The following is a 14,763-nucleotide window of genomic DNA, read 5'->3' as shown; positions in this document are numbered from 1 at the left end:
TCACCGTGCGAGGACTACACGGGCCAGTACGACCTCGCCCAGGCCCGCGGGCCCGGCCGGTGCCGCACCGCGCGCGCGATGCGGGACGGGTCCGACCAGCCCTCCGGGACCACCGGGCCGCCGCTCCCGGCGGACGCCGCCGCCGTCGCCGCGGCCCGTGCCTGAACCACCGCCAGTGCGGCGGCCAACTCCTCCGGGGTCGGGTTTCCTCGTACGACCTTGATCATGTCGACTCCTTGCAGGTCCGGTCCGGGGAGGCCTAGAGCGGGATGTTGCCGTGCTTCTTCGGAGGCAGGGATTCTCGCTTCGTCCGCAGCTGACGCAGGCCCTTCACGATCTGCGGGCGGGTGTCCGAGGGCAGGATCACGCCGTCGATGTAGCCGCGCTCGGCCGCCGTGTACGGGTTGAGCAGGGTGTCCTCGTACTCGCGGATCAGCCGCGCCCGCTCCGACTCCTGGTCCTCCGCCTCGGCGATGGTGCGGCGGTGCAGGATGTTGACCGCGCCCTGCGCGCCCATGACCGCGATCTGCGCCGTCGGCCACGCCAGGTTCAGGTCCGCGCCCAGGTGCTTGGAGCCCATGACGTCGTACGCGCCGCCGAAGGCCTTCCGCGTGATGACCGTGATCAGCGGGACGGTGGCCTCCGCGTAGGCGTAGATCAGCTTCGCGCCGCGCCGGATGATGCCGCCGTACTCCTGGTCCACGCCCGGCAGGAAGCCCGGCACGTCCACGAAGGTCAGGACCGGGATGTTGAACGCGTCGCAGGTGCGGACGAACCGCGCCGCCTTCTCGGAGGCGTCGATGTCCAGGCAGCCCGCGAACTGCATCGGCTGGTTCGCCACCACGCCGACGGGGAAGCCCTCCACCCGGCCGAAACCGGTCACGATGTTCGGCGCGAACAGCGCCTGCGTCTCCAGGAACTCGCCGTCGTCCAGGACGTGCTCGATGACCCGGTGCATGTCGTACGGCTGGTTCGCCGAGTCCGGGATCAGCGTGTCCAGCTCCCGGTCCTCGTCCGACACCTCGGTGTCCGCGACCTCAGGGAACGCCGGCGCCTCCGAGAGGTTGTTCGACGGAAGGTAGGACAGCAGGGACTTCACGTACTCGATGGCGTCCTTCTCGTCCCCCGCCATGTGGTGCGCCACGCCCGAGGTCGCGTTGTGCGTCCGGGCGCCGCCCAGCTCCTCGAAGCCCACGTCCTCACCGGTCACCGTCTTGATGACGTCGGGACCCGTGATGAACATGTGCGAGGTCTGGTCCACCATCACCGTGAAGTCGGTGATCGCGGGCGAGTACACCGCACCGCCCGCGCACGGGCCCACGACCAGCGAGATCTGCGGGATCACACCGGAGGCGTGGGTGTTGCGGCGGAAGATCTCGCCGTACATGCCGAGCGCGCTCACGCCCTCCTGGATGCGGGCGCCGCCGGAGTCGTTGATGCCGACGACCGGGCAGCCCGTCTTCAGCGCGAAGTCCATCACCTTGATGATCTTCTGGCCGTACGTCTCGCCGAGCGCACCGCCGAAGACCGTGAAGTCCTGCGAGAACACGGCCACCGGACGCCCGTCGACCGTGCCGTAGCCGGTGACGACACCGTCGCCGTACGGGCGGTTCTTCTCCAGGCCGAAGTTCGTCGACCGGTGCCGGGCCAGCTCGTCCAGCTCGACGAAGGAGCCCTCGTCGAGGAGGAGGGCGATCCGTTCGCGCGCGGTCAGCTTGCCCTTCGCGTGCTGCTTCTCCACCGCACGCTCCGAGCCGGCATGGGTGGCCTCGTCGATACGGCGCTTGAGGTCCGCGATCTTGCCTGCGGTCGTGTGAATGTCGATCTCGTACTGCTCTGCCGGCTCGGACATCGGGATGCGGCTCCCTGCCTGGTCACGGGGGGTTCGTTGACTACGAATGGGCTACTGCTCAGCTACTGAGGCGTAGCGTATCGACGCCGATACGGTTCGGCACTGCGGTCTTTGCCACACCTAGTCTGGCTTGCATGACGTCCTCCCAAGGCTCCGGCGGACCCTGGTCCGACCTCGACCGGCCCCCGCTGAACACCGCCGCGCTGCGCCGCGCACTCGTCCTCCCCGACGGCCTGTGGACCTCGCTCGACGTGGTCCCGACCACCGGATCCACCAACAGCGACCTCGCCGCCCGCGCCGACGAGCTGCCCGGGGGCGCCGTGCTCGTCGCCGAGGAGCAGACCTCGGGCCGCGGCCGCCTCGACCGCAGCTGGACCGCGCCCGCCCGCTCCGGCCTCTTCGTCTCCGTCCTCCTCAAGCCGGACGTGCCCGTCCACCGCTGGGGCTGGCTGCCGCTGCTCACCGGCGTGGCCGCCGCGACCGGCCTCGCGAAGTCCGCCGGCGTCGACATGTCGCTCAAGTGGCCCAACGACCTGCTGGTTTCCGTCGGCGGCGAGGAACGCAAGACCGGCGGCATCCTCGCCGAACGCGCCGGCACGGACGCCGTCGTCATCGGCCTCGGCCTCAACGTCACCCTCCGTGAGGACGAGCTGCCCGTCCCCGGCGCCGGCTCCCTCCTCCTCGCCGACGCGGTCTCCACCGACCGCGACACCCTGCTGCGGGCCGTCCTGCGGTCCTTCGAGCAGTGGTACGGCGACTGGGTACGGGCCGACGGCGACCCCGAGGCCTCCGGCCTCCAGGCGGCCTACGCGGCCGGCTGCGCCACCCTCGGCCGCCGGGTCAGGGCCGACCTCCCCGGCGAACGCATGCTGGAGGGCGAGGCGGTGGCCCTGGACGGCGACGGCCGCCTGGTCGTGGCCACGGAGGGCGGCGGCACGGAGGCCGTGGGCGCGGGCGACATCGTCCACCTGCGGAGCTGACCCGGGTGCGGGCCCCCGGGCCGACCACCGGGAGCGCCCGCACCACCACGTCCGAGAACGGACGCCGCAGGCCGTCGGCGCGTGAGCCAGCCCACACCTGCCGTATCGTGGACCGCGATCCAGGCGACAGATCGGCAGGGCAAGTGGGCAGGGAACGGGCAGGAGGCGGCCGGTGACCGTCGACGACGAGAACTCGGGCGGCACGCCCGAGCCTCCCACGTACCCCACCCCCCATCACGAGGTCGACCACACGGTCGAGCCGACCGACGACCCGCTCGCCATCCGCCTCGAACAGCTCATCCTCGGCGCCGACCGCCGCTACACCCCGTTCCAGGCCGCCCGCACCGCCGGCGTCTCCATGGAACTCGCCTCCCGCTTCTGGCGCGCCATGGGCTTCGCCGACATCGGCCAGGCCAAGGCCCTCACCGAGGCCGACGTCCTCGCGCTGCGGCGGCTCGCCGGTCTCGTCGAGGCCGGGCTGCTCAGCGAGCCGATGGCCGTGCAGGTCGCCCGTTCCACCGGGCAGACCACCGCCCGGCTCGCCGAGTGGCAGATCGACTCCTTCCTGGAGGGCCTCACCGAGCCGCCCGAGCCCGGCATGACCCGCACGGAGGTCACGTACCCCCTGGTCGAACTGCTCCTCCCCGAGCTGGAGGAGTTCCTGATCTACGTCTGGCGGCGGCAGCTCGCCGCCGCCACCGGCCGGGTCGTGCAGGCCGCCGACGACGAGGAGATGGTCGACCGGCGGCTCGCCGTCGGCTTCGCGGACCTCGTCGGCTTCACCCGGCTCACCCGGCGCCTGGAGGAGGAGGAGCTCGGCGAACTGGTCGAGGCCTTCGAGACGACCTGCGCCGACCTCGTCGCCGCGCACGGCGGCCGGCTCATCAAGACCCTCGGCGACGAGGTGCTGTACGCCGCCGACGACGCCGGCACGGCCGCCGAGATCGCGCTGCGCCTGATCGAGACCCTCGGCCACGACGAGACGATGCCCGCGCTGCGCGTCGGCATCGCCTTCGGCACCGTGACGACCCGGATGGGCGACGTCTTCGGCACCACCGTGAACCTGGCCAGCCGGCTGACCTCGATAGCCCCGAAGGACGCCGTCCTCGTCGACGGCGCGCTCGCGGAGGAGCTGTCCAGGACCGGCGAGGCGCCCGTCTCGGAGGCGGAGGCCGCGGAGCAGGCGGCCCACGCCGAGAAGGAGGGGCGCAAGCCCGCCACGTACCGTTTCGCGCTCCAGCCGATGTGGCAGCGCCCGGTCCGGGGCCTCGGCGTCATCGAACCCTGGCTCCTGACCCGCCGCCCGACCTAGGATCAGGGCCGACGCCTGTTAACAGCCGTTAACGGGCAGGTCTTGGTCGGGAGGGTGTGCGGTCATGTCCGAGCAGCGCTTCGGTGAGTTCGTGGTGGTCCGGAAGGACGGGGGCGAGGGTCACGTCGCCGAGCTGGTGCTCGACCGGCCCAAGGCGATGAACGCCGTCTCCTCCGAGATGGCCCGCTCCCTCGGGGCCGCCTGTGACGCGCTCGCCGCCGACCCCTCGGTCCGCGTCACCGTCCTCACCTCCTCCAACGACCGCGCCTTCTGCGTCGGCGCCGACCTCAAGGAGCGCAACTCCTTCACCGACGCCGAGCTGGTCCGCCAGCGGCCGACCGCCCGCGCCGCCTACACCGGCGTCCTCGAACTCCCCATGCCGACGATCGCCGCCGTGCACGGCTTCGCCCTCGGCGGCGGCTTCGAGCTGGCGCTCGCCTGCGACGTGATCGTGGCCGACGCCACCGCCGTGGTCGGCCTCCCCGAGGTGTCCGTGGGCGTCATCCCCGGCGGCGGCGGTACGCAGCTGCTCCCGCGCCGGGTGGGCGCGGCGCGCGCCGCCGAGCTGGTCTTCACGGCCCGGCGGGTGGAGGCGGCGGAGGCCCGCGCGCTGGGCCTCGTCGACCTCCTGGAGGACGACGCGCGGACGGCCGCCCTGGAGCTCGCGGGGCGGATCGCGGCGAACTCGCCGGTCGGGCTGCGCGCGGCGAAGAAGGCGATGCGGCTCGGCCAGGGCCTCGACCTGCGGGCTGGCCTGGAGGTCGAGGACGCGGCCTGGCGCTCGGTGGCGTTCTCGGGGGACCGGGCGGAGGGCGTGGCGGCCTTCAACGAGAAGCGGAAGCCGAACTGGCCGGGTGAGTGATCCCACCGGTTCCGTACCCTTCCGCTCCGGACCTTGCCGTTCCGTACCCTTCGGTTCTGTACCAAATGTCACGGACGGTGACGTCTCGAAAGGGAAAACGGTAGAAACGTCCCTAAGCTGGAGAAATGGGTGAGGACGGGCGGTTGCGGGCCGTGGTGGCGCTGGCGCAGGGGATGGCGGCGGCGCACACTCCACGCGAGTTCTGGCGGGCGGCGGCGCTCGGGTCCTGCGACGGGCTCGACGGGAGCTTCGCCGCCCTGTCGGTCTGGCAGCGGGACCACGGCCGCCTCAAGGTCCTGGTGAACGCGGGGGAGCGGGCCGTGGGGGAGGAGGAGTTCCCGGACTCGGAGACGTATCCGGTCCACCAGTTCCCCGAGATCACCGAGTTCCTGCACGCCAGGTGGGCGCGCGGCGGGGAGCCGGACGCCTGGGTGGAGACCGCCCGCGACCCGCTGCCGACGGGCCGGGTGACGGGCCTGCGCAAGCGGGGCCGGGGCTGCTGCGTGGTCGCGCCGATCGTGCTGCACGGCCGGGCGTGGGGCGAGCTGTACGTGGCCCGTCCACCGGAGGTGAAACCTTTCACCCGGGCCGACGCCGACTTCGCGACCGTGCTCTCGGCGGTCGTCGCGGCGGGCATCGCCCAGGCCGAGCGCCTGGAGGAGGTGCGCAAGCTGGCCTTCACCGACCCCCTCACCGGTCTCGCCAACCGCCGGGCCGTCGACACCCGTCTGGACGAGGCCATCGAGCGCTACCGGGCGGACGGTTCCGTCGTCAGCCTGATGGTCTGCGACCTCAACGGCCTCAAGCGCGTCAACGACACCCATGGCCACGCGGTCGGGGACCGGCTCCTGGAACGCTTCGGCTCCGTCCTCTCCCGCTGCGGCGCCAAGCTCCACGGCGCCCTCGCGGCCCGCCTCGGCGGCGACGAGTTCTGCCTGCTCACGGTCGGCCCGACGGCGGACGAGGTGGTCGCGGTCGCCGAGGAGCTCTGCGTAAGGGCGGCGGAACTGGAGCTGGGGGAGGGCGTGGCCTGCGGGGTCGCGTCCACGGGAGACCCCATCGGCCCGCTCAGGTCGGCCCGCCGGCTCTTCCGGCTCGCCGACGCGGCCCAGTACCAGGCCAAGGCCGCCCGCTCGGCGAAGCCGGTGGTGGCGGGCCGCGACGGCACGGTGGTCCGGCTCGCCGACGCCCCTCCCGGCGCCCGGGACCGCCGCCGCTTCCGGGACGCGCCGCCGCTCCCGGAGCCGCCGCCGGAAGCGCTGCCGCCGGCTCCCTGAGACGGCGAGCGGCGCCCGGGGCCCCGCCGGCGACGGGCCGGGACGGCGGGTGCCCGGGTGCCGGGCGTCCGTGGGTGATCATCGGAGGGGTAAGGGTCCGTCGCCCGGCGGGACGGTGACGAAGTCAGCTAGTGACAGGTCGGTCTTCAATCCGTAGGGTGCTGAATATGGATATGCAGACAGTCGTCCTCGGCACGTCCGGCACGACCCCGCAGGACGTCATCGACGTCGCCCGTCACGGCGCCCGCGTCGAGCTGTCGACCGAGGCCGTGCAGGCGCTGGCCGCCGCCCGGGGCGTCATCGACGCGCTCGCCGCCAAGCCCGAGCCCGTCTACGGGGTCTCCACCGGCTTCGGCGCGCTCGCCACCCGGCACATCGGCCACGAGCTCCGCGCCCAGCTCCAGCGGAACATCGTCCGCTCGCACGCCGCCGGCATGGGCCCGCGCGTCGAGCGCGAGGTCGTACGCGCCCTGATGTTCCTGCGCCTGAAGACCCTCGCGTCCGGTCACACCGGCGTCCGCCCCGAGGTCGCGCAGACCATGGCCGACGTCCTCAACGCCGGCATCACCCCGGTCGTGCACGAGTACGGCTCCCTCGGCTGCTCCGGCGACCTCGCCCCGCTCTCCCACTGCGCCCTGGCCCTCATGGGCGAGGGAGACGCCGAAGGCCCCGACGGCGTCGTGAAGCCCGCCGGCGAGCTGCTCGCCGCCCACGGCATCGCGCCCGTCGAGCTCAAGGAGAAGGAGGGCCTCGCCCTCCTCAACGGCACCGACGGCATGCTCGGCATGCTGATCATGGCCCTCGCCGACCTCGACACCCTCTACAAGTCGGCCGACATCACCGCCGCGCTCTCCCTCGAAGCCCTCCTCGGCACCGAGAAGGTCCTCGAACCCGAACTGCACGCCATCCGCCCCCACCCCGGCCAGGCCGCCTCCGCCGCCAACATGCTGGCCGTGCTCAAGGGCTCCGAGCTCACCGGTCACTTCCAGAGCGGCGAGGCCCCCCGCGTCCAGGACGCCTACTCGGTGCGCTGCGCCCCGCAGGTCGCCGGCGCCGGCCGCGACACCATGGCCCACGCCCGGCTCGTCGCCGAGCGGGAACTGGCCGCCGCCGTCGACAACCCCGTCGTCCTGCCCGACGGCCGCGTCGCCTCCAACGGCAACTTCCACGGCGCCCCCGTCGCGTACGTCCTCGACTTCCTCGCCATCGCCGCCGCCGACCTCGGCTCCATCGCCGAGCGCCGCACCGACCGGCTCCTCGACAAGAACCGCTCGCACGGCCTGCCGCCGTTCCTCGCCGAGGACGCCGGCGTCGACTCCGGCCTGATGATCGCCCAGTACACGCAGGCCGCCCTCGTCAGCGAGATGAAGCGGCTCGCCGTCCCGGCCTCCGCCGACTCCATCCCCTCCTCCGCGATGCAGGAGGACCACGTCTCCATGGGTTGGTCCGCCGCCCGCAAGCTGCGCACCGCTGTCGGCAACCTCAACCGGATCATCGCCGTCGAGCTGTACGCCGCGACCCGGGGCATCGAGCTCCGCACGGGCCTCACCCCCGCCCCCGCCTCCCGGGCGGCCATCGACGCCCTGCGCGCGGCCGGCGTCGAGGGTCCCGGCCCCGACCGGTTCCTCGCCCCCGACCTGGCCGCCGCCGACACCTTCGTGCGCGAAGGGCGGCTGCTCGCCGCGGTGGAGCCGGTCACCGGCCCGCTGGCCTGACGCGTGCGCGGGCCCCCACCAGGGGCCCGCGCCCTCTCAGGACGCGCGGCCCTGGCGTCTCATCGCCAGCGCCACGAAACCCGCGCCGACCCCCAGGATGCCCGTGCCGCCCAGCAGGTACGGCACGGTGTCCCGGCCGCCGGTGTCCGCCAGGTGTCCGTCGCCCGATCCGGCCCCGTCCAGGGTCACGCCGACGCGTACCCCGCCCGGCTCGTCGGTGGCGTTCGCGGACGGTACGAACCACAGGGCACACAGCAGCGTCCCCGCGGCGGTCGCGGTCAGCAGTGGGCGTCGGGCGGCGGACACGGAAATTTCGATCCCCCTTGCGGAAACCGCGAATTGGTCGGTGCGCCGATGCTAATGAACACAGCGGGTCGTGGGAAAGCCGAGGGCCCGCGGCCCCTACGCTCCGGATCATGAGCACTTCTGAGACAGCACGCTATGTACGCCTTCGCGTCGATGTGGTTCTGGAGATCGACGGCCCCGCGGAACTGGCCGAGGCCGCCGAGGGCCGGATCGACGCCGACGAGTTCATGCCGGAGGAGGAGCGGGTGCCCGCCCGCGCCGCCGTGCGCGAGGACAGCGCCGAGGCCCTCGCCTACCTCGTCGAGCCCTTCGACCTGATCCGCGACGTCCCCGGCATCGAGATGGTCCAGGCCTCCTGGAGCAGCGAGGAGGTCGAGTACGACCCCGACGCACTGGAGTGGGACCTCGGCGAGGAGGATGGGGCGGAGGAAGAGGACGACGACGACCGGTCGTAGCGCGAGGACCGGTGGGCGGCGTCCGGGCCGAACACCGGGAAGCGCCCTGATCGAAGGCCCCGGGACACCGTCCCGGGGCCTTTCGTCCGGTCCCGGGAACCGGACGCGCCGACGGTGCGTGTCGATCAGTGGCGTTCCCCACATACCGTCCGGTTCCGGAACCGGACGGGGTGTCATGGGTATTCAGGTAAGTGTTGGCAGGGAATCGGCGACGATGGAGATGCGTGTGATGACGGACGGCAAGCGCCGCACGAGCCTGGCGGTCGCGGCCGCGGTGCTCAGCGGTGTAATGGTGCTCTCGGCGTGCGACGACGGCGACAAGGGCGGCAGCGCTTCCGGATCCGCGACACCAACGTCTCAGGCCCAGGTCGACGAGGCGGCGGAGGCGGCCAAGTCCTCGAAGGCGCAGATCACCATCGCGCCCAAGAGCGGTACGCAGAACGCGTCCATCAACAACGACGCCAAGGTCACCGTCACCGACGGCAAGCTCACCGAGGTCACCATGACCTCCGCCGACGGCACCGAGGTCAAGGGCGAGATAGCGGCCGACGGCCTCAGCTGGAAGCCGAGCGAGCAGCTGGAGCGGGCCACGGTCTACAAGATCACGGCCACCGCCGCGGACGCGGAGGGCCTGGAGGCGCACGAGAACTCCTCGTTCACCACCGTCTCCAAGGCGAACAGCTTCATCGGCAACTTCACGCCCGAGGACGGCTCGACCGTCGGCGTCGGCATGCCGGTCTCGATCAACTTCAACAAGGCGATCACCGACAAGAAGGCCGTCCAGGGCGGCATCACCGTCACCTCCAGCTCCGGTCAGGAGGTCGTCGGGCACTGGTTCAACTCCCAGCGCATCGACTTCCGCCCCGAGAAGTACTGGGCCGAGGGCTCGACCGTCACCCTCAAGCTCGACCTCGACGGCGTCGAGGGCGCCGACGGTGTCTTCGGCGTCCAGCAGAAGACCGTCACCTTCAAGATCGGCCGCAACCAGGTCTCGACCGTCGACGTCGCCACCAAGACCATGACGGTCACCCAGGACGGCAAGACGATCAAGACCATCCCGATCTCCGCCGGCTCCCCGGAGAACCCGACCTACAACGGTCAGATGGTGATCTCCGAGAAGTTCAAGGAGACCCGGATGAACGGCGCCACCGTCGGCTTCACGGACGACGACGGCAAGGGCGAGTACGACATCAAGGACGTGCCGCACGCCATGCGCCTGTCCACCTCGGGCACCTTCATCCACGGCAACTACTGGGGCCCGGACTCGATCTTCGGCTCCGCCAACACCAGCCACGGCTGCGTGGGCCTCAACGACGTCAAGGGCGCCGGCGACCCGAACCAGCAGGCCGCCTGGCTCTACGACCACTCGATCGTCGGTGACGTCGTGATCGTCAAGAACTCCAAGGACAAGACGATCGCCCCCGACAACGGCCTCAACGGCTGGAACATGAGCTGGTCGGCCTGGAAGGCCGGCTCGGAGGCCTGATCCGGTCCCGCACACCGCGCACGTGGCGCAGAGGCCCCCTCCCGCACCGGGAGGGGGCCTCTGCCGTTTCGTTTCCTACTCGCGTACGTCCACCGTCTCGTCCACGCCCCACCCCGCGAGGAGCCGCAGCGCGTCCGCCGACGCCGTCCCCGGCTCCGCGTGGTACGTCACGAGCACCAGGTCCGGATCGTCCCCCGCCACCTTCAGCGACTCGTACGACAGCGTCAGCTCGCCCACCAGCGGGTGCCGCAGCCGCTTCGTGCCGTGCCCCTTGTCGGTCACCGTGTGCGCCGCCCACAACGAGCGGAACTCCTCGCTCCGCACGGACAGCTCACCCACCAGCGCGAGCAGCTGCGGATCGTCCGGATAGCAGCCCGCGTACAGCCGCAGCACGCTGACGACCTCGACCGCCTTGTGCTCCCAGTCGACGTACAGATCGCGCGCGTTCGGATCCAGGAAGACCATCCGGGGCATGTTCCGCTCGGCCGGCTCCCAGGCGGCGAAGTCACCCAGCAGGGCCCGGGCCATCCGGTTCCACGCCAGGATGTCCAGCCGGCGCCCCAGGACGAAGGCGGGCACCCCGTCCATCGAGTCGAGGAGCTGCGTCAGCGACGCCCGCACCCGCTGGGGGCGCGCGATCGCCGCCCGCTGCCGCTTCTTCACCGTCGGCTTCGCCAGATGCGTCAGATGGGCCCGCTCGGTGTCGCTCAGCCGCAGGGCGCGCGCGATGGCGTCCAGCACCTCCATGGACACGTTCCGCCCATGACCCTGCTCGAGCCGGGTGTAGTACGCCACCGACACCCCGGCCAGCTGCGCCAGCTCCTCCCGGCGCAGCCCCGGCACCCGGCGGTGCCGCCCGTACTCGGGCAACCCGACGTCCTGCGGCTTCAGCCGGGCCCGCCGGGAGCGCAGGAATTCGCTGAGTTCGGCACTGGGCTCCATACGGCACCATTATCGCCGCCCCGGCCCACCGCCGGACGTACGTGCCTGACCCTGCCAGTGGTAGGCACGCCGGTCGTAGGCAGAACAGGTGGCTGGGTGAAACCCCGCACCTCGGGGAGCGTGGACGGCATGACCACGAACGTGACCACCGTCCCCGCCTACGCCGCCCCCGCCGCCAACGCCCCCCTCGAACGCACCACCGTGCCGCGCCGGCCCGTCGGCGAACACGACGTCCTCATCGACATCAGGTACGCCGGCATCTGCCACTCCGACATCCACCAGGCGCGCGACGGCTGGGGCGAGGGCATCTTCCCCATGGTCCCGGGTCACGAGATCGCCGGAATCGTCGCGGAGGTCGGCCCCGGCGTCACCCGCCACAAGGTCGGCGACCGGGTCGGCGTCGGCTGCTTCGTCGACTCCTGCCGCACCTGCGCGTACTGCCTCCAGGGCCTGGAGCAGTACTGCACGCAGGGCATGACCGGCACGTACAACGCCCTCGACAAGAACGGCGAGCCCACCTACGGCGGCTACTCCCACCAGATCGTCGTCGACGAGAACTACACCCTCCGCATCCCCGAGGGCATCGGGCTCGACGAGGCCGCGCCGCTGCTCTGCGCCGGCATCACCCTCTACTCGCCGCTCGCCCACTGGCAGGCGGGCCCCGGCAAGAAGGTCGCGATCGTCGGCCTCGGCGGCCTCGGCCACATGGGCGTCAAGATCGCCCACGCGCTCGGCGCCGAGGTGACCGTCCTCAGCCAGTCGCTGCGCAAGCAGGAGGACGGCCTGAAGCTCGGCGCCGACCACTTCTACGCCACCAGCGACCCGAAGACCTTCACCGAGCTCGCCGGCACCTTCGACCTGGTGATCTCCACGGTCTCGGCCCCGCTGGACTTCGACGCCTACCTGAGCCTGGTCAGGACGGACGGCGCCCTGGTCAACGTCGGCGCCCCCGAGGAGCCCGTCTCGGTCGGCCTCTTCTCCCTCATCGGCGGCCGCAAGACCCTCGCGGGCTCGATGATCGGCGGCATCGCCGAGACGCAGGAGATGCTCGACTTCTGCGCGGCGCACGGCCTGGGCGCCGAGATCGAGGTCATCTCCGCGGACCGGATCACCGAGGCGTACGAGCGCGTCATCGCGAGCGACGTCCGCTACCGGTTCGTCATCGACACGTCGACGATCTGACGGCCAAGGAGCAGCGGGTCGGCTGACGGCCACGGAGCAGCGGCCGGGGCATGACCTCCGGGGTAATCGACCCCGGACGGCCTGCCCCGGCACGCTGTCCCCATGACCGCATACGCCATCGGAAACCTGCACCCGAAGCCCGCGCTCGACGACGAGATCCTCACCTACATGGAGCGCATCCAGGGCACCCTCGACCCCTTCGGCGGCCGCTTCCTCGTCCACGGCGCCCCCGCCCGCGAGGTCCGCGAGGGCAGCTGGCCCGGCGCCCTCGTGATCATCGGCTTCCCCACGTACGAGGACGCCAGGGCCTGGTACGACTCCGAGCCCTACCGGGCCCTCATCCCCCTCCGCACCCGCCACATGGCCGGAGACATCCTCCTGATCGACGGGGTCCCGGAGGGCTACGACCCGGCGACCACCGCCGCCGCGCTCCGCGCCGCCGCCTCAGACCGTACGGCCTGAGCGCAGTTCGAGCCGGGTGCCGCCGAAGCCCGCGCGGAAGCGCTCGTCGTGGGAGACCGCGACCACCGCGCCCCCGAACGCGGCCAGGGCCGCCTCCACCTCCTCCACCAGGGACAGCGCCACATGGTTGGTCGGCTCGTCCAGGACGAGCAGATCGGCCGGCCGGGTCACCAGCCGGGCCAGCTCCAGACGGCGCCGCTGACCCACCGAGAGCCGGGCCACCGGCACGGCCAGGTCCTCCTCGCGGAACAGCCCGAGGCCGAGCAGCTCCTCCGCGTGCTCCTCGGGCAGGCCGGGGCGGCCCGCCGCGTACGCCGTGAGCAGCGGCTTCGGGGACGGTACGGCGGGCAGCTCCTGGGCCAGATAGCCCACCCGCGCCGACCGGACGACCGTGCCGCTGTCGGGCCGCAGCTCACCGGCCAGCACCCGCAGCAGGGTCGTCTTCCCGGCGCCGTTGGGCCCGGACACGAGCAGCCGGTCACCGGCGGAGACCCGGAGCCCGTCGACCCGCAGCCGCTCACCCACGACGACGTCGACGAGCTCGGCGAGAACGGGGGACGGGGGAGATCCGGCACCGTCGGGAAGGGCGGCGGGGCCGGCCGGGGCGGCACCACCCGGCGAGCCCGCCGGTGCGGGAAGCGCGGCGGCCGTCGTCATCCGGCCCGCGAAGCGCAAGGGCTCCGGCGGGGCCGGAACCGGCGACCTCCGCAGCTGGTCGAGGCGGACGCGCGCCGCCCTGACCTGCCCGGACAGCTTGTTCTCGTGCGAGCGCCGGTGCTTGCCGAAACCCTGCCCCGGGTCCTTTCCGGACCCCGTGAGCCGCTGCCCGGCCCGCGCCACCAACTCCTCCGTACGGGCCAGCTCCTCCCGCCACTCCTCGTGCGCCCGCACCAGACCGCGGCGCGCCGCCGCCTTCGCCGCGCGGTAGCCGGACCAGCCGTCGCCGTACCGGGTCACCGAGCGGGCGTCCCGATCGACCTCCAGGATCGTCGTCGCCATCCCCTCCAGGAACGCCCGGTCGTGGGTGACCGCGACGACCGTGCCCCGATGGGCCCGCAGCCGCTCCGTCAGCCACGCGACGGCCTCCCGGTCGAGGTGGTTCGTCGGTTCGTCGAGGAGCAGCAGCTCGGCGCCGGAGGCGAGGACGAGGGCGAGGGCGAGCCGTGACTGCTCCCCGCCCGACAGGGTGCCGACCCGGCGCTCGTACGGCACCCGACCGAGGCCGAGCCCGTGCAGGGCCGCGTCCACCCGGGCGTCGGCCTGATAGCCGCCGCGCTCCTCGAAACGGGCGGCCAGCTCCCCGTACGCGAGGAGTTCCGCGGGCGTCGCGGAGCCGAGCGACTGCTCGGACGCCCGCAACGCGCTCTCCAAGGCGCGGAGTTCGGCGAGAGCCGCGTCGACGGTGTCCCGCACGGTGTGTTCGGGGCCGACACCGAACGTCTCCGCGAGCGTCTGGGCGAGATGCGCGACACCGCCGGGGAACCGGACGGTCACCTCCCCGCCGTCGGCCGCTTCCACCCCGGCCAGGAGCCGCAGCAGCGTGGACTTGCCGGAGCCGTTCTCACCGATGACGGCGGCCTTCTCGCCGGGGCGGACGGTGAGGGTGAGCTGTTCGAGGACGGAGCGGTCCCCGAAGGACTTCGAGACGTCGTTCAACGTCAACTGGGCGCGGTCGCGCATGGGATCTTTCCCTGAGGTCGGGTGCGTTCGGGCCGGGAGAAGGAACACCGGGACCACCGCCGCCGCACCCCGAGGGCGCCGGATCAGCGGGTCGGACCGTGTTCGCGGCCGGAATCAGAGAAAGAAGTGGAACGCACCCAACATGCCGTCGAGTGTAAGGACGGGGCCCGTCCCGGGCGATCGGTTTTCCGCCCGGGGACGGGCCCCTCACCCTCGGCCCGGCCGTGCGCCGCCGGGCCGTGCTGCCGTTGC

General features: G+C 72.3%; 14 protein-coding genes. 9 read left to right on the top strand and 5 right to left on the bottom strand.

Annotated elements, in window-relative coordinates; translation table 11 throughout:
- Window positions 1–14: 14 nt before the first annotated feature.
- Window positions 15–227: an acyl-CoA carboxylase subunit epsilon gene (locus tag AMK29_RS07785; protein ID WP_073809582.1), complete on the bottom strand. Its 213-nt coding sequence runs from the start codon at window positions 225–227 to the stop codon at window positions 15–17.
- A gap of 32 nt (window positions 228–259) precedes the next feature.
- On the bottom strand, window positions 260–1,852 hold the full coding sequence (locus AMK29_RS07780; protein ID WP_073809578.1) for an acyl-CoA carboxylase subunit beta: 1,593 nt from the start codon (window positions 1,850–1,852) through the stop codon (window positions 260–262).
- Window positions 1,853–1,986: 134 nt separating this feature from the next.
- Here AMK29_RS07780 and AMK29_RS07775 point away from each other — a divergent pair, with 134 nt between their 5' ends.
- From AMK29_RS07775 to hutH, 5 genes are all read left to right on the top strand, one after another.
- Complete coding sequence (locus AMK29_RS07775) at window positions 1,987–2,832, top strand: biotin--[acetyl-CoA-carboxylase] ligase (RefSeq protein ID WP_073809573.1); 846 nt, start codon at window positions 1,987–1,989, stop codon at window positions 2,830–2,832.
- Between the two features lie 172 nt (window positions 2,833–3,004).
- Window positions 3,005–4,144: an adenylate/guanylate cyclase domain-containing protein gene (locus tag AMK29_RS07770; RefSeq protein WP_073809569.1), complete on the top strand. Its 1,140-nt coding sequence runs from the start codon at window positions 3,005–3,007 to the stop codon at window positions 4,142–4,144.
- A 64-nt stretch (window positions 4,145–4,208) separates the two neighbouring features.
- Window positions 4,209–5,006, top strand: a complete 798-nt coding sequence (locus AMK29_RS07765; RefSeq protein WP_073809566.1) for an enoyl-CoA hydratase/isomerase family protein — start codon at window positions 4,209–4,211, stop codon at window positions 5,004–5,006.
- A gap of 125 nt (window positions 5,007–5,131) precedes the next feature.
- Window positions 5,132–6,283, top strand: coding sequence for a GGDEF domain-containing protein (locus tag AMK29_RS07760; protein WP_073809561.1), 1,152 nt, complete (start codon window positions 5,132–5,134; stop codon window positions 6,281–6,283).
- A 173-nt stretch (window positions 6,284–6,456) separates the two neighbouring features.
- A complete protein-coding gene (hutH, locus tag AMK29_RS07755) occupies window positions 6,457–7,998 on the top strand; it encodes a histidine ammonia-lyase (RefSeq protein WP_073809558.1) in 1,542 nt (513 codons plus the stop codon).
- A 36-nt stretch (window positions 7,999–8,034) separates the two neighbouring features.
- Here hutH and AMK29_RS07750 read toward each other — a convergent pair whose 3' ends face one another.
- A complete protein-coding gene (locus tag AMK29_RS07750) occupies window positions 8,035–8,304 on the bottom strand; it encodes a hypothetical protein (protein WP_073809553.1) in 270 nt (89 codons plus the stop codon).
- A gap of 110 nt (window positions 8,305–8,414) precedes the next feature.
- Between AMK29_RS07750 and AMK29_RS07745 the strand changes: the two genes are divergently transcribed.
- Together AMK29_RS07745 and AMK29_RS07740 are read left to right on the top strand one after the other, a co-directional pair.
- Window positions 8,415–8,759: a hypothetical protein gene (locus AMK29_RS07745; protein ID WP_073809549.1), complete on the top strand. Its 345-nt coding sequence runs from the start codon at window positions 8,415–8,417 to the stop codon at window positions 8,757–8,759.
- 214 nt (window positions 8,760–8,973) lie between these two features.
- Entirely contained in the window at window positions 8,974–10,245 is a 1,272-nt protein-coding gene (locus AMK29_RS07740) for a L,D-transpeptidase (protein ID WP_073809544.1), read from the top strand.
- A gap of 75 nt (window positions 10,246–10,320) precedes the next feature.
- Here AMK29_RS07740 and AMK29_RS07735 read toward each other — a convergent pair whose 3' ends face one another.
- Window positions 10,321–11,187: a helix-turn-helix domain-containing protein gene (locus tag AMK29_RS07735; protein ID WP_073809540.1), complete on the bottom strand. Its 867-nt coding sequence runs from the start codon at window positions 11,185–11,187 to the stop codon at window positions 10,321–10,323.
- 129 nt (window positions 11,188–11,316) lie between these two features.
- On the opposite strand from AMK29_RS07735, the gene AMK29_RS07730 reads away from it, so the two are divergent.
- Complete coding sequence (locus AMK29_RS07730; RefSeq protein ID WP_073809536.1) at window positions 11,317–12,369, top strand: NAD(P)-dependent alcohol dehydrogenase; 1,053 nt, start codon at window positions 11,317–11,319, stop codon at window positions 12,367–12,369.
- Between the two features lie 102 nt (window positions 12,370–12,471).
- Window positions 12,472–12,831 carry a DUF1330 domain-containing protein gene (locus AMK29_RS07725; protein ID WP_073809534.1) on the top strand — a complete coding sequence of 120 codons (360 nt, stop codon included), beginning with the start codon at window positions 12,472–12,474 and terminating at the stop codon, window positions 12,829–12,831.
- On the opposite strand, the gene AMK29_RS07720 is transcribed toward AMK29_RS07725, so the two are convergent.
- Window positions 12,814–14,511 (bottom strand): ABC-F family ATP-binding cassette domain-containing protein, encoded by a 1,698-nt coding sequence (locus AMK29_RS07720; protein WP_073809531.1) that lies wholly within the window; start codon window positions 14,509–14,511, stop codon window positions 12,814–12,816. The genes AMK29_RS07725 and AMK29_RS07720 overlap by 18 nt on opposite strands.
- Between the last annotated feature and the right edge of the window lie 252 nt (window positions 14,512–14,763).

This window comes from Streptomyces sp. CB02261 (assembly GCF_001905665.1).
Classification (GTDB): Bacteria; Actinomycetota; Actinomycetes; order Streptomycetales; family Streptomycetaceae; genus Streptomyces.
Note: the sequence above shows the minus strand (reverse complement) of the source record. Positions and strands in the feature narration are given on the sequence as shown.

Bases quoted from the DNA above. Each gene is read 5' to 3' on its own strand.
- AMK29_RS07765 (WP_073809566.1), top strand. From the start codon at position 4,209: ATGTCCGAGCAGCGCTTCGGTGAGTTCGTGGTGGTCCGGAAGGACGGG.
- AMK29_RS07735 (WP_073809540.1), bottom strand. From the start codon at position 11,187: ATGGAGCCCAGTGCCGAACTCAGCGAATTCCTGCGCTCCCGGCGGGCC.
- AMK29_RS07785 (WP_073809582.1), bottom strand. From the start codon at position 227: ATGATCAAGGTCGTACGAGGAAACCCGACCCCGGAGGAGTTGGCCGCC.
- hutH (WP_073809558.1), top strand. From the start codon at position 6,457: ATGCAGACAGTCGTCCTCGGCACGTCCGGCACGACCCCGCAGGACGTC.
- AMK29_RS07725 (WP_073809534.1), top strand. From the start codon at position 12,472: ATGACCGCATACGCCATCGGAAACCTGCACCCGAAGCCCGCGCTCGAC.
- AMK29_RS07745 (WP_073809549.1), top strand. From the start codon at position 8,415: ATGAGCACTTCTGAGACAGCACGCTATGTACGCCTTCGCGTCGATGTG.
- AMK29_RS07780 (WP_073809578.1), bottom strand. From the start codon at position 1,852: ATGTCCGAGCCGGCAGAGCAGTACGAGATCGACATTCACACGACCGCA.
- AMK29_RS07760 (WP_073809561.1), top strand. From the start codon at position 5,132: ATGGGTGAGGACGGGCGGTTGCGGGCCGTGGTGGCGCTGGCGCAGGGG.
- AMK29_RS07740 (WP_073809544.1), top strand. From the start codon at position 8,974: ATGGAGATGCGTGTGATGACGGACGGCAAGCGCCGCACGAGCCTGGCG.
- AMK29_RS07720 (WP_073809531.1), bottom strand. From the start codon at position 14,511: ATGCGCGACCGCGCCCAGTTGACGTTGAACGACGTCTCGAAGTCCTTC.
- AMK29_RS07775 (WP_073809573.1), top strand. From the start codon at position 1,987: ATGACGTCCTCCCAAGGCTCCGGCGGACCCTGGTCCGACCTCGACCGG.
- AMK29_RS07730 (WP_073809536.1), top strand. From the start codon at position 11,317: ATGACCACGAACGTGACCACCGTCCCCGCCTACGCCGCCCCCGCCGCC.